The sequence below is a fragment of the Roseovarius sp. D22-M7 genome (assembly GCF_037083785.1).
GTDB lineage: Bacteria > Pseudomonadota > Alphaproteobacteria > Rhodobacterales > Rhodobacteraceae > Roseovarius.
The window spans coordinates 20,923-33,693 of the sequence record NZ_JBAPKY010000040.1; the positions used below are offsets into that span (position 1 = coordinate 20,923).

The 12,771-nt window shown below is 65.7% G+C and carries 14 protein-coding genes; 3 read left to right on the forward strand and 11 right to left on the reverse strand.

Going from position 1 to position 12,771, the window contains the following annotated elements; translation table 11 throughout:
* Positions 1-22: 22 nt before the first annotated feature.
* Positions 23-508, reverse strand: coding sequence for an FxsA family protein (locus V8324_RS15670; RefSeq protein ID WP_336420866.1), 486 nt, complete (start codon positions 506-508; stop codon positions 23-25).
* Positions 509-616: 108 nt separating this feature from the next.
* Here V8324_RS15670 and V8324_RS15675 point away from each other — a divergent pair, with 108 nt between their 5' ends.
* Both V8324_RS15675 and V8324_RS15680 read left to right on the forward strand, forming a co-directional pair.
* Entirely contained in the window at positions 617-1,276 is a 660-nt protein-coding gene (locus V8324_RS15675; protein WP_336420867.1) for a Tim44/TimA family putative adaptor protein, read from the forward strand.
* Between the two features lie 55 nt (positions 1,277-1,331).
* A complete protein-coding gene (locus V8324_RS15680) occupies positions 1,332-1,928 on the forward strand; it encodes a Smr/MutS family protein (RefSeq protein WP_336420868.1) in 597 nt (198 codons plus the stop codon).
* On the opposite strand, the gene V8324_RS15685 is transcribed toward V8324_RS15680, so the two are convergent.
* From V8324_RS15685 to V8324_RS15715, 7 genes are all read right to left on the reverse strand, one after another.
* A complete protein-coding gene (locus tag V8324_RS15685; protein WP_336420869.1) occupies positions 1,911-3,134 on the reverse strand; it encodes an MFS transporter in 1,224 nt (407 codons plus the stop codon). The two genes, V8324_RS15680 and V8324_RS15685, sit on opposite strands and share 18 nt — an antisense overlap.
* A gap of 103 nt (positions 3,135-3,237) precedes the next feature.
* Positions 3,238-3,696: a hypothetical protein gene (locus V8324_RS15690; RefSeq protein ID WP_336420870.1), complete on the reverse strand. Its 459-nt coding sequence runs from the start codon at positions 3,694-3,696 to the stop codon at positions 3,238-3,240.
* On the reverse strand, positions 3,693-4,766 hold the full coding sequence (gene pheS, locus V8324_RS15695; protein ID WP_336420871.1) for a phenylalanine--tRNA ligase subunit alpha: 1,074 nt from the start codon (positions 4,764-4,766) through the stop codon (positions 3,693-3,695). The genes V8324_RS15690 and pheS overlap by 4 nt, the downstream gene beginning before the upstream one ends.
* Positions 4,767-4,835: 69 nt before the next feature.
* Entirely contained in the window at positions 4,836-5,402 is a 567-nt protein-coding gene (locus V8324_RS15700; protein ID WP_336420872.1) for a sarcosine oxidase subunit gamma, read from the reverse strand.
* Entirely contained in the window at positions 5,395-8,328 is a 2,934-nt protein-coding gene (locus V8324_RS15705) for a sarcosine oxidase subunit alpha family protein (protein ID WP_336420873.1), read from the reverse strand. Before V8324_RS15705 ends, V8324_RS15700 begins: the two co-directional genes overlap by 8 nt.
* Positions 8,325-8,612 (reverse strand): sarcosine oxidase subunit delta, encoded by a 288-nt coding sequence (locus V8324_RS15710; RefSeq protein WP_336420874.1) that lies wholly within the window; start codon positions 8,610-8,612, stop codon positions 8,325-8,327. Before V8324_RS15710 ends, V8324_RS15705 begins: the two co-directional genes overlap by 4 nt.
* 70 nt (positions 8,613-8,682) lie before the next feature.
* Positions 8,683-9,933, reverse strand: a complete 1,251-nt coding sequence (locus tag V8324_RS15715; protein ID WP_336420875.1) for a sarcosine oxidase subunit beta family protein — start codon at positions 9,931-9,933, stop codon at positions 8,683-8,685.
* A 121-nt stretch (positions 9,934-10,054) separates the two neighbouring features.
* Between V8324_RS15715 and V8324_RS15720 the strand changes: the two genes are divergently transcribed.
* Positions 10,055-10,990, forward strand: a complete 936-nt coding sequence (locus V8324_RS15720; RefSeq protein WP_336420876.1) for a GlxA family transcriptional regulator — start codon at positions 10,055-10,057, stop codon at positions 10,988-10,990.
* On the opposite strand, the gene V8324_RS15725 is transcribed toward V8324_RS15720, so the two are convergent.
* The 3 genes from V8324_RS15725 to V8324_RS15735 all read right to left on the reverse strand — a co-directional run bounded on the left by V8324_RS15725 (position 10,975) and on the right by V8324_RS15735 (position 12,728).
* Positions 10,975-11,766, reverse strand: a complete 792-nt coding sequence (locus tag V8324_RS15725; RefSeq protein ID WP_336420877.1) for an ion transporter — start codon at positions 11,764-11,766, stop codon at positions 10,975-10,977. The two genes, V8324_RS15720 and V8324_RS15725, sit on opposite strands and share 16 nt — an antisense overlap.
* A gap of 69 nt (positions 11,767-11,835) precedes the next feature.
* Complete coding sequence (locus V8324_RS15730) at positions 11,836-12,216, reverse strand: HIT domain-containing protein (protein ID WP_336420878.1); 381 nt, start codon at positions 12,214-12,216, stop codon at positions 11,836-11,838.
* 8 nt (positions 12,217-12,224) lie between these two features.
* A complete protein-coding gene (locus V8324_RS15735) occupies positions 12,225-12,728 on the reverse strand; it encodes a DUF5928 domain-containing protein (RefSeq protein ID WP_336420879.1) in 504 nt (167 codons plus the stop codon).
* Positions 12,729-12,771: the final 43 nt, after the last annotated feature.

Genomic DNA, 12,771 nt, shown 5'->3' on the forward strand with positions numbered 1-12,771 from the left:
ATAGCAGCCGCGGCAGGGGGCCTCAATGCCTTCCGCGCGGCGTCCCGCCATTCGGTCCGTGCCGCGGCTGGTCGAGATCCTCGAACTCGGCATCGATAATGTCGGGGCCGTCTTGCGCAGATCCATGCGGAGGCCGGTTCGGACCGGCCTCGAACGTCGCGAGCCGGACACGCTTGCGGATCTCGGCAAAGATCCGGCGGCGCACCGGCGGCGACAACAGGGCAAAGCCGACTACGTCGGTGAAGAACCCCGGTGTCAGCAACAGCGCACCGGCAAAGAGGATCATCGCCCCGTGCGCCAACGGCTCCGACGGATCGTCTACGTCGGAAAAGCTGCGCTTGACCTCGGCCAGCGCCAACCGGCCCTGCATGCGCAGCAGCCATGTCCCGATAATCGCGGTCAGCACCACCAGTGCCAGTGTCGGCCAGAGGCCGATCGCGCCGCCCACCTCGATGAACAATGCGATTTCGATCAACGGGACCGCGATGAACGCGATCAGCAGCCACATGGGCGACCCTCCTTCGAATTCCATACCTACGGTGGACTTACCCCCTTACGTCACCTACATATGCACGGATGCAACATCTTTCCATGACCTGCACAAGACGAGGTGCCCATGAATTCCCCGATACTGCAGCTACTGGTGCTCGCCGGGATCGCCATTTTCCTGATCTTGCGCCTCAAGAGCGTCCTGGGCACCCGCGACGGGTTCGAGGGTCAGCCGCGCACCAAGCCGAGCACGGACCGCGCCCCGCGGCGTGAGTTCGAGGTGATCGAGGGCGGCCCGGATCACGACATCATCGACCATGTGCCCGAGGATTCCGACGCCGCGGCCGCTCTCGCAGAGATGAAACGGATCGAGCCTGATTTCAGCGTTTCGGAATTTCTGCAGGGCGCGCGTCAGGCTTACGAGATGATCCTGATGGCGTTCGAGAAAGGCAAGCTTGACGAGGTGATGCCGTTCATGGATCGCGACGTCTACGAGGCCTTCGCCCAGGTTGTGGACGAGCGCGAGAAGAACGGCCTGACCATCGAGGCCGAGTTCATTGGCGTGCGCGATCTGGCCTTGGCCGATGCGCGCTTCGACCCGGAGACGCGGCGCTCCGAGATCGACGTGCGCGCAGTCGCCGAGCTGGTGTCGGTGGTCTACGATTCGGACGGCGAGATCGTCGAGGGCGAGCCGGGCAAGTCCAAGCGCCAGAAGGATGTCTGGACTTACGAGCGGATCATGGGATCCGACGATCCCAACTGGCGGCTCGTCGCAACGGGCGAATGACGCGGGCGGCCTTCACGAGAGGCCGCGCGCGCCCGACAGCGGAGGGCTGAGGGGAATGACCCGGCGACGTTTGCGGCCTGACGAGTTGACGCTCTGGCAGGAAGTGGCCCGCAACACGACGTCGCTGTCGCCGCACCGAAAGCCGCAGGCCGCGTCGCTCACCGACCGGCCGGACGTCGAGTCGAAAACACCCAAGCAGACCCCGCCGGACCCCCCGCAATTCGAGATCGGACAGGCAGCCGCGCGGTCCGGCGGCACGCACGACGTGCTGCCACCGCTCTCGGACCGGCTTAAGGGTGCGCCCGTGTCGATGGACAAGAAGGCGTTCCAGCGGCTCAAGCGCGGCAAGCTCGTCCCCGAGGCCAAGCTCGACCTTCACGGGATGACGCTGGAACAGGCGCATCCCGCCCTCAACGGGTTCATCCTGCGCTCGCACGCCGCGGGTCACAGGCTCGTGTTGATCGTGACGGGCAAGGGCCGCGATCGCGATCCGGGTGATGCGGTGCCTGTCCGGCGCGGCGTGCTGCGCCACAGCGTGCCGCAATGGCTGCGGATGGCGCCCCTCTCGGCGCTGGTCCTGCAGATCACAGAGGCACATCTGCGGCATGGCGGCGGCGGCGCCTATTACGTCTACCTAAGACGCCAGCGCTAGCGAGGGGCGCGCCCGCACCACCCCGATCGTCATCATCAGCGTGGAGAACGCGAAATACCCGGCGATGATCGCGAATTGCGTCTCGATCCCCATCCCCATGTCAAGCCCCACCCCGGTGATCCCCGGCCCCATGGCGGTGCCGAAGACCATGATGGCGGTGGCCATCGCCTTGATCCGGCCGATATTCGCGGTGCCGTAGAACTCTGCCCAGAAGGCATTGGGCACGATGCTGTTGGCCCCCGTGGTCAGGGCCAAAAAGGCGAAGCCTGCCAGCAACACGATGGGCCCGTCCGACATGGCGAACAGCAGGAAACCCACGATCATCGGCAACTGTATGAAGGGCAGCACGCGCCCCGTCCCGAACCGGTCGAGTGCGATGCCGGACAGGAACATCGCGCCGATCACCACCGCGGTGTAGACCGGGAACATCGCCACCAGTTCCACATGCGCGATCTGCTTGACCTCGGCGATATGCACCTGGTGAAAGAAGAACGCGGTATTGAACGACGCCGGCCCCAGCAGAGCGGGCACCATGAACCAGAACAGGAAATGCCGCAGCGTCTGCGCCCGCGTCCAGTGCCGCCCGTCCATGCCCAGCGATTGGCTGGATTGCGCCCAGCTTTGCGGTGTCCGCTCGCGCCTCAGCAATAGCAGCAGTAGCGGAATACCGATGATCGCGATGACCGCCGCCAGCACCCAAAGCATGCGCCAGTCATAAACGATCAGTAGCGACACGAAGATCAGCGGCATCAGCGACTCGCCGATGGCGTTTCCAAGGCTCGCAATCGACAGGGCGCGTCCACGGCTGGCGATGAACCAGCGCGCCATGGCGACCACCGCGAGGTGGCTCATCATCCCCTGCCCGGTAAAGCGCAGCGCGAAGATCACCACCGGCAGCAGCCACCAGACCGGGTTGAGCGCCATGGAAAGGCACGCGCCGGTCATCAGCACCAGCACCAGCGGCGCCAGAACCCGCACCCGGAAGCGGTCGGTCAGCCCGCCGGCAAAGACCATGGCCAGCGCCGACGCGGTGGTCCCTAGCGTATAGATCCCCCCCCATTGCCCGTGGCTCAGCGCGAACACCTCGCGGATCTCGCCCGCGAAGACGGATATGAAATAGGTTTGCCCGAAACTGCTGAGAAAGGTCAGCAGCACACCGGCGCCGAGCCAAGGCGCATTGTCGCGGAGAAAGAGGAGAATCGACATGCCCTTCTCCTCGCGTGAACCGCCGTGGAAGGAAAACCTCGGGCTCACGGCCCAGTCGTCCTAGCCGCGATGTACGATAGTGAGCTAGACGTGAACTTTCACCTTATTGCCGTTTTTCTCTCGGCAGGGGTAGGATATCCGCAAGTCCAATATTAGTGCCGTAAGCGAAGTCATTGCGCATTTCGATGATTATTTCGTCTTCAGATTTTCGGATGTTATCGTTGACCTCTTCCATGAGGCCCTCCTTGGTACCACTCATGACCCGCTCGCATTCAGTCAATGCGCGCCCGTGTGCTTCAATCGCCTTCAGAACCCAAGAGCTCCCGATCAAGATAACGTGTCTTTTTGCGACCCTATAACGTGAAAATGCCTTTAGTTTCTCGTTATCTTCGCCGCCGAAAAACAATAGCATGTAATTATCGATGGCGCAGATAAAGTCGCGGTATGTATCACGCCGCTCCTTAGCTAGTTCCGTAAGGCGGTCAATTTCCTTTTGCCAGCGATAGACAAACACTCCACCTACTAGCGTAATAATTGCAGCGAGGACTACCGACCAGCTCACCTGCTCAAGCCCCCATGCAGGGTCGGGACGTCGAGCGCGCCAAACCCGTAATGGCGCAGCCAGCGCAGGTCCGAATCGAAGAAGGCGCGCAGGTCGGGAATGCCGTATTTCAGCATCGCGATCCGGTCGATCCCCATGCCGAAGGCAAATCCTTGCCATTCTTGTGGGTCGATATTGCCGGCCTCGAGCACCTTGGGGTGCACCATGCCAGAGCCGAGGATTTCCAGCCAGTCGTCGCCCTCGCCCACTTTCAGCGTGCCGCCGGACCACGAACAGCGGATATCGACCTCGGCCGAGGGTTCGGTGAACGGGAAATGCGAGGCGCGAAAGCGCAGCTCGACATCGTCGACCTCGAAGAACGCCTTCACGAACTCTTCCAGCACCCATTTTAGATTGGCCATCGAGATATCGCGGTCGATCGCCAGCCCCTCGACCTGGTGGAACATCGGCGTGTGCGTCTGGTCGTAATCGGCGCGGTAGACGCGGCCCGGCGCGATCACCCGCAACGGCGCGCCCTGCGCCTGCATCGTGCGGATCTGCACGGGCGAGGTATGCGTGCGCAGCACGTGCGGCGGGCGGTCGTCGCCCTCGGCGCGGTGGGTATAGAACGTGTCCATCTCGGCGCGCGCCGGGTGGTGGCCGGGGATGTTGAGCGCGTCGAAATTGTACCAGTCGGATTCGATCTGCGGGCCCTCGGCCACGGCAAAACCCATATCTGCGAAGATCGCGGTCACTTCTTCGGTCACCTGGCTGACCGGGTGGATCGTGCCGGCGCGACGCGGACGGGCCGGCAGAGTCACGTCCAGCCACTCCTCGCGCAGCCTCGCGTCGAGGGCCGCATCGGCCAGCGCCTGCTTGCGCGCCGCCAGTGCCGAATTGATCTCGTCCTTCAGCGCATTCAGCGCGGGACCCGCCGTCTGGCGTTCCTCGGGCGTCATCTTGCCCAGTTCGCGCATCTTCAGGCTGATCTCGCCCTTCTTGCCGACCGCCTGCACGCGCAGCGCCTCGAGTTCGGCCTCGTCCTTGGCCGCGGCGATCGCCGCAAGGTACTTGTTCCGCAGATCGTCCATTACATCCATCCTGCTCGTATCAGCGACGGGTTAGCCGTCCCGGGGCCGGTGTGCAAGCATCCGCCCCGCTCAGGCGATGTTGCGCAACGAGGTTTCCAGTGCATGCAGAAAGGACATGGCAGAGGACGAAGCCGACAGCAGCAGGTAATCATCCGCCCCGGTGCGCAGGATCAGCACGCCCAGATGCTCCATCACGGTGCGCGCGGCGTCGTCCACCGCGAAGGCGTCGCTGTGCAGGTCGAGCATGCAGATCCGTTCGAGTGCCCGCCGCGCATCCGGTCCCGACAGGCCGAGGGCCACCCAGACATCGGTCTGCTCCGTGGTATAGACCGCGCCGCCCAACCGCTCCGCCACGACGCGTTCGGCGTCCGGCGTCGCATGGGTGAACACCGCGAAGGCCAGATCGGGCGCCAACCGGATCAGCCGCACGCCATCCGCCGTGACGACGGATTTGCCGATCTCGGGCAGGGCCGTGCCATGGGCGGCCTTTATCGCCGCCATTGCCGCGTCCTCGCGCCCGAGGGGCAGCGCGAGGGACACCACCGCGAGATCGGTCGGTGCCCACAGGCGCACCCCGGCGAGGGTCATGTCGGTGCCGGCCAACGGCGGCCAGGACGTGAGGGTGAAATCAGCCACGCAAACGCTCTCCTTCGGGGTCGACGAAATGGGGCGAGACGACCACGACCTCGGTCTCGGTGCCGTGCACTGGGCTGACGGCGCGCAGGATCTCGCCCATCCGCGCCGCGCCGCGCGCAAGGAATCCCAGACCGATGGCATGCCCAAGGGTCGGGGAGTGGGCGACCGACGACATCCAGCCCTGATCGTTGTCCATCGTGGCCTCGGCGCCGGTGTCGAGGAAATGCGCCCCGGCGATCAGCCGCGCCTCGGGGTCCACGGGGCGGAAACCGACCAGTTGCACCGCATCCTCGCGGATCATCTCGGGGCGCTGCGACAACACGTTGCCGATGCAGTCCTTCTTCTGGCTGACCATCCGCCCCATGCCAAGGTTATGCGCCGTGTTCCGGCCGTCCAGCTCGTTACCCGCCGCGTGCCCCTTCTCGATCCGCATCACGCCAAGCGCCTCCGTGCCATAGGGACAGGCGTCGAATTCCTTGCCGGCCTCCATCAGCACGCCCATCATGGCGTTGCCATAGCGCGCAGGCACCGCGATCTCGTAGGCCATCTCGCCCGAGAAAGAGATGCGAAACAGCCGCGCGGGCGTGCCGCCGCAGACCGTGACCGCGCCACAGGCCATGAAGGGAAACGCCTCGTTCGACAAATCCTGATCCGCATCGACGACCTTGCGCAGCAGGTCGCGGGACTTGGGGCCGGCGACAGCGAACTGCGCCCAGCCGTCAGTGGTGGAAATCAGGTGCACGTCGAGATCGGGCCACAGGCATTGCCGCGCGAATTCCAGCCGCCGGAAGACCGTAACGGCATTGGCGGTGGTGGTGGTCATGACGTAGTGATGCTCGGCCAGACGGGCTGTAGTGCCGTCGTCGTAGGCCACCCCGTCCTCGCGCAGCATCAGGCCGTAGCGCACCTTTCCCACGGCCAGCGTGGCAAAGCCGTTGCAATAGACGCGGTTCAGGAATTCGGCCGCGTCGCGCCCCTGGATGTCGATCTTGCCCAGGGTGGTGACGTCACAGATCCCGACCGAGGTCCGCGTCGTGCGCACCTCGCGATCCACGGAATCACGCCAGCCCGCCTCGCCCGGCCGCGCGAACCACTGGGCGCGCAGCCAGTTGCCCACCTCGACGAAGGTCGCGCCATTGGCCTTTGCCCAGTCATGCGAGGGTGTCAGGCGGTAGGGGCGGAAATGGCGGCCGCGCGCGCGTCCGGCCAGTGCGCCGATGGGCACCGGCGTGTAGGGCGGGCGGAACATCGTCGTGCCGGTCTCGGGGATGGTCTTGCCGGTGCATTCGGCCATGATCGCAAGCGCCGGGATATTCGCCGTCTTGCCCTGATCCGTGGCCATGCCGAGGGTGGTGTAGCGTTTCAGGTGCTCGACCGCGCGAAAGCCCTCTTGGTGGGCCTGTTTCACGTCCTTGACGGTGACGTCGTTCTGCAGATCCAGCCAGGCGCGGGCGCGGCTGTCCTTGACATGCCACATCGGCGCACAGTCGCGCGGCTCGTCCTCGGCCTCGGGCAGCGGGGTCTTGTCCGCATACCCCATCGCTTCAACGGCCGCGCGCCCCTCTCGGAGTGCGGCGCCGAGCGTCAGCGCGCCATTCGCGGCCCCGGCCACGACCATCCCCGGCGGCAGATCGCCGCCCGGCACGAAGGCCGAGAGATCGTCACGCCACGCGGGCCGCCCGCGCTGGTGGCAGGTGAGATGCACGTTGGGGTTCCAGCCGCCCGACACGGCAAGGCAATCGACATCGATCATCTGCCCGTCGGTCAGCGTGATCCGCCGCAGCCCCTTGCGGCCCTGCGTGTCGGCGACGGCCCCGGCGCGCACATGGCGTGTGCCGGGAAGGTCCAGCGGTGCGGCCCGGTCGCGGCTGTCGATCACCGCGGGCACCTCGATGCCGCGGGCCATGAGGTCGGCGGCGGTGCGCCAGCCGTCGTCGTTATTGCTGAAGATCGCCACACGCCGCCCCGGTGCCACGCCCCAGCGGTTGGCATAGGCGCGCACGGCGCCGGCCAGCATCACGCCGGGCCGGTCGTTGTTGCCAAACGCGATCGGACGCTCGGTCGCGCCCGCGGCCAGCACCGCGCGCTTCGCGTAGATGCGCCACAGCACCTGCCGGGGCTTGCCGCCGCTGTCTGCAAGGTGATCGGTGCAGCGTTCCAGCGCGCCGTAGACGCCGTGATCGTAGGCGCCGTAGACGGTGGTGCGACCCAACAGGCGGACATTGCTCATGGCGGCAAGCTCCGCGACGGTTTCTGCCGCCCAGTCCGCCCCGGCGCGGCCGTCCACCGCCAGCGTCTCGGCGTTGAGGCGCCCGCCGAGGGCGAAATCCTCGTCGGCGAGGATCACGCGGGCGCCCGCCCGCGCCGCCGTCCGCGCCGCCATCAGCCCCGCCGGCCCCGACCCGATCACCAGCAGGTCGCAATGCAGGTAGCCCTTGTCGTAGATGTCGGGATCGTCCTGCCCCGACAGCCGGCCGAGGCCGGCCGCGTCGCGGATGGCCGGCTCGTACAGTTTTTCCCAGAAGGCGCGGGGCCACATGAAGGTCTTGTAGTAGAACCCCGCGGCAAGGAACGGCGACAGAAGGTCCGTCACCGCCATGAAGTCGAAGCCGAGCGGCCCGCGATGGTTCTGGCTGCGCGCGTCGAGACCGTCGAAGAGCTCTGCGGTGGTGGCGCGGGTGTTAGGCTCTTGTGCGGCGCCCCGGCGCAGTTCCACCAGCGCGTTGGGTTCCTCGGATCCGGCGGTGAATATGCCGCGCGGGCGGTGATACTTGAACGACCGGCCCACAAGACGTTGACCGTTGGCCAGCAGCGCCGAGGCCAGCGTGTCGCCGGGATGGCCGTGCATCACCTTGCCGTTGAAGGTGAAGGCGATCTGGGTGCTACGGTCGATCCGGCCGCCGGTGATGCGGTTTACCTGGCTCATCGGCCCCGCCCCCGGGCCCGCGCCGCGTCGCGGGCCAGTTCCACGCGGCTGATCTCGTGGGTGACCGTGTCGCGGGTCACCACCAGCCACGACCGGTCGCCCTGCTCGTGATACCAGAGCTCGCGGTGTGCGCCGGCCGGGTTGTCGCGCAGGTAGCCGTAGGCGTGGAAACGCTCGGCGGCGTCAGGTGCCTGCCAGTCGGGCCGGTCGATGAGGGCCGCATCGCCGAGATAGACGAATTCGGAGGCGTCACGTGGCCCGAGAAGGGGGTGGGCGATGATCATGACGCGGCTCCCGTGGCAGGCGTGGCGTTTCGAGTATTTCTGGAAAGATGAAGCCGCATGTCGCTGCCCTTCAATGCAGGTTTGGCTGGTTGCCCATGCCCTTTTCGTCGATGAGATTGCCGCGCGCGAACCGGTCGAGCCGCATCTGCGTGGCCACCGGGTGCGGCTCGTCGCGGGCGATGAGATGGGCGTAGCAGAAGCCCGAGGCGGGCGTCGCCTTGAACCCGCCATAGCACCAGCCACCGTTGAAATAGAGCCCGTCGACGGGGGTGCGGTCGATGAAGGGCGAGCCGTCCATCGACATGTCCATGATCCCGCCCCAGGACCGCAACAGCCGCGCGCGGCCGATCATCGGCATGATCGCCATGCCGCCTTCGGCCACATCCTCGACCACCGGCAGGTTGCCGCGCTGCGCGTAGGAATTGTAGCCGTCGATGTCGCCGCCGAAGACCAGCCCGCCCTTGTCGGACTGGCTGACGTAGAAATGCCCCGCGCCGAAGGTGATGACGCCCGGGATGACCGGTTTCAGCCCCTCGGTGACGAAAGCCTGCAGGACGTGGGATTCGATCGGCAGGCGCAGACCGGCCTTTTCCATCACCCGGCTGGAAGAGCCCGCGACGCAGACAGCCACCTTGGCGGCGCGGATCGGGCCGCGCGTCGTCTCGACCCCGTGGCAGCGGCCATCCGAGATGTCGAAGCCCGTGACCTCGCAATTCTGGATGATGTCGACGCCGCGGGCATCCGCGCCGCGCGCGTAGCCCCAGGCGACCGCGTCATGCCGCACGGTGCCGCCGCGCCGCTGGTAGAGCCCGCCCTTGATCGGAAACCGCGCATTGTCGAAATCGAGGAACGGCAGTTCGGCGCGCAGCTGATCAGCATCCGCAAGCTCGGCATCGGCGCCTGCGAGCTTCATGGCGTTGGCGCGCCGCACGAAGGCGTCGCGCTGGCCGTCGGAATGAAAGAGGTTCAGGATCGAACGCTGGCTGACCATCGCGTTGTAATTGAAATCCTGCTCCAACCCCTCCCATAGCTTGAGCGACATCTCGTAGAACGGCTCGTTCCCCGGCAGCATGTAGTTGGAGCGGATGATCGTGGTATTGCGCCCGATATTGCCCGAGCCGAGCCAGCCCTTTTCGAGCACCGCGATGTTGCGCATCCCGAATTCGCGGGCAAGGTAATAGGCCGTCGCAAGCCCGTGCCCGCCGGCACCGATGATGACGATGTCGTATTCGGATTTCGGCTCGGGTTCGCGCCAGACGGGTTTCCAGCCCTTGTTGCCGGTCAGGCCCTCGCGAAGGATCTTCAGGGCGGAATAGCGCATGGGGCGGGGTATCCTAGCGAACCATAATGGGCTGAGCATGGCGGAGAAGCGATGGTCTGGCTTGCCTTCAATGGCCGTTTGCATGATGATTATGGTCATATGTGAAGAAAGCGTGGCCCAGATGTACAGATTCGGTATCCTGCCGATCCCCGGTTTCGCACTGATGTCGCATGCCGCGACCACCGAGCCGCTGCGCGCCGCGAACCTTCTGGCGGGGCGCGTGCTATACGACGTGGTCCATGTCGCGCCAACATGCGAGCCGGTGCCGAGCTCTGGCGCGGCAGAGGTCACGCCCGGGGCAAGTTTCGACGACGACCTTGCGCTCGACTACCTGTTCGTGGTGGCCGGCGGCGATCCGGCCGGGTATCCGGGTCGCCCCATCACGCCCTGGCTTGTGCGGCAGGCGCGGGCCGGCGTGGTGATGGGAGGCGTGTCCGGCGGGCCGGTCATCCTGGCGCGGGCGGGGCTGATGCGCGACCGTCGGATGACCGTGCATTGGGAATATGCGGCGGCACTGGCCGAGGTGTCGCCCGATCTGCGGATAGAGCGCACGCTGTTCGTGATCGACCGCGACCGGATCACCTGCGCCGGCGGCATCGCGCCGATGGACATGATGCACGCGCTGATCGCGTCGCATCACGGGGCCGGGTTCGCCCGTGCGGTCAGCGACTGGTTCATGCATACCGAGATCCGCCCAGCCACGGGCCCGCAACGCGCCAGCCTGGTGGAGCGTGTCGGTACGCGGGTGCCCGCGATTCTCGACGCCGTCGAAGCGATGGAGGGCAACATCGCCGATCCGCTGACGCTGCCACATCTCGCGCGGATCGCCAGGCTGTCGCCAAGGCAGCTCAACCGGCTGTTTCAGCAGCATCTGGGCGAGACGACACAGGCGCATTACCGGCGCCTGCGGCTGGACCGGGCGCGCAACCTGCTGCGCAACTCGGCGCTGTCGCTGACCGAGGTGGCGCTGGCCACCGGGTTTGGCAGTTCGTCGCATTTCTCGCGCGCCTACCGCGCAGAGTTCGGCGACCCGCCGTCGCGCTACCGCTCGTCCTGATCGCGGCGCTCGCGCAGCAGCTTTTCAAGCTCGGTCAGGCGCGTCAGCACCTCGTCGCGGTAGGTGTCGGTCTTTTCCATGTCCTCGGCATGGTGGGCGTCCTGCATCGAGTTGACGATCAGGCCCACCAGCAGGTTCACCACCGCGAAGGTGGTGACCATGATGAACGGCACGAAGAACGCCCAGGCATAGGGAAACTGCTCCATCACCGGGCGGACGATCCCCATCGACCACGATTCCAGCGTCATGATCTGAAAGAGCGAATAGGCCGAGCTGCCGAGGTCGCCGAACCATTGCGGATAGGCGTCGCCGAACAGCTTGGTCGCCATGACCGACCCGATGTAGAACAGCATCCCCATCAGCAAAAAGACCGAGCCCATGCCGGGCAGTGCGTTGACCAGCCCCTCGACCACGCGGCGCAGCGACGGGGCGACCGAGACCACGCGCAACAGGCGCAGGATGCGCAGCGCGCGCAGCACCGACAGGCCCTGCGAGGCCGGCACGAGGGATATGCCGACGATCACGAAATCGAAGATGTTCCACCCGCGGCTGAAGAAGCCGACAAGTCCGCGCGCGTAAAGCTTGGCCGCGATCTCGACCACGAAGATCGACAGGCAGATCGTGTCGAGCCAGCCGATCAGCAGGCCGGCGCGGTTCATGATCGGGTCAGAGGTTTCCATGCCGAGGATCACGGCGTTGAACAGGATAACGCCGAGGATGGTGTTCTGGAACAGCGAAGTGTCGAGAATGGCGCCGATGCGGCTGCGAAATGTCATGTCCTGCCCGTGAGGTTTTGCTGCGATTGCGCGTGATGTGTGCGCGACGCAGGCGCGCCGCAAGTCGCCTCAGCGCGTCAGCAGCATCGGCCCCATCGGACGGCCGCCGAGGATGTGCAGGTGGAAATGGGGCACCTCCTGCACGCCGTCCTTTCCGGCATTGGTGATCGCCCGGAAGCCGCCGCCGCCCGCGTCCAGCGCGACGCCGGTGCTGCGGCAGATCTCGGCCACGGTTCGGTTGAAATCGACGATCTCGGCATCCGACGCCTCGGCGGCAAAATGATCGTAGCTGATATAGGCTCCCTTGGGGATCACCAGGACATGCACCGGCGCCTTCGGCTCGATATCCTCGAAGGCGAGGGTGTGATCGGTCTCGCGCACGGTCTTGTTGGGGATCTCTCCGCGCAGGATCCTGGCGAAGACGTTCTGATCATCGTAGGTGTAGGGCATGGCTGTCCTCAGTCTGCAAAGAAATGGTCGGAGTCGACGATGTCCTGCGCGGTTTGCGCCGGGATATCAAGAAAGCGTGCCAGAAGATCGGCATCGCGCGAGCGGTCGCCGGCCTCGCGCAGGACGAGGTGATTCTCGAAGCCGGCGTCGCGGATCCGGTCGCTTTCATGCTCCAGATCGCCGCACAGCGTCGGCGACAGGCGGGCCAGCGCGTCGGGCGGGGTCCGGTGCCCGACCAGACCGAGGCGGATCGCGTGGCCGGCAAGGTCGTCAGTGGAAAACCGGCAGCGGATCTCGAGGATCCGGGTGGTCGAGCGATCGCTGCAGAAGTCGCGTAGCAGGTCGAGGCTGCCGGGATCGATGCAGATGATCAGCTGATCGCTGCCGTAATGGTCGAAAAGCATCCGCATCAGCGCGCGGCGGTGGCGTGTGCGCTTGTCGATGGAGGTCTGGATTCCGCCGATTCTGTGGAAAAACACCTGTTCGCGAGCGCAGAAATAGCTGCTCAACATGCGGCGCAAACGCCTTTCCTTTCAGGCTTTTCGCGTTTGCTGC

What these genes read in the sequence shown, in the direction of transcription:
- V8324_RS15725 (WP_336420877.1), bottom strand. Translation starts at nt 11,766, where the DNA reads ATGACATTTCGCAGCCGCATCGGCGCCATTCTCGACACTTCGCTGTTC.
- V8324_RS15715 (WP_336420875.1), bottom strand. Translation starts at nt 9,933, where the DNA reads ATGCGCTATTCCGCCCTGAAGATCCTTCGCGAGGGCCTGACCGGCAAC.
- pheS (WP_336420871.1), bottom strand. Translation starts at nt 4,766, where the DNA reads ATGGACGATCTGCGGAACAAGTACCTTGCGGCGATCGCCGCGGCCAAG.
- V8324_RS15685 (WP_336420869.1), bottom strand. Translation starts at nt 3,134, where the DNA reads ATGTCGATTCTCCTCTTTCTCCGCGACAATGCGCCTTGGCTCGGCGCC.
- V8324_RS15675 (WP_336420867.1), top strand. Translation starts at nt 617, where the DNA reads ATGAATTCCCCGATACTGCAGCTACTGGTGCTCGCCGGGATCGCCATT.
- V8324_RS15680 (WP_336420868.1), top strand. Translation starts at nt 1,332, where the DNA reads ATGACCCGGCGACGTTTGCGGCCTGACGAGTTGACGCTCTGGCAGGAA.
- V8324_RS15720 (WP_336420876.1), top strand. Translation starts at nt 10,055, where the DNA reads ATGTACAGATTCGGTATCCTGCCGATCCCCGGTTTCGCACTGATGTCG.
- V8324_RS15735 (WP_336420879.1), bottom strand. Translation starts at nt 12,728, where the DNA reads ATGTTGAGCAGCTATTTCTGCGCTCGCGAACAGGTGTTTTTCCACAGA.
- V8324_RS15705 (WP_336420873.1), bottom strand. Translation starts at nt 8,328, where the DNA reads ATGAGCCAGGTAAACCGCATCACCGGCGGCCGGATCGACCGTAGCACC.
- V8324_RS15670 (WP_336420866.1), bottom strand. Translation starts at nt 508, where the DNA reads ATGTGGCTGCTGATCGCGTTCATCGCGGTCCCGTTGATCGAAATCGCA.
- V8324_RS15710 (WP_336420874.1), bottom strand. Translation starts at nt 8,612, where the DNA reads ATGATCATCGCCCACCCCCTTCTCGGGCCACGTGACGCCTCCGAATTC.
- V8324_RS15730 (WP_336420878.1), bottom strand. Translation starts at nt 12,216, where the DNA reads ATGCCCTACACCTACGATGATCAGAACGTCTTCGCCAGGATCCTGCGC.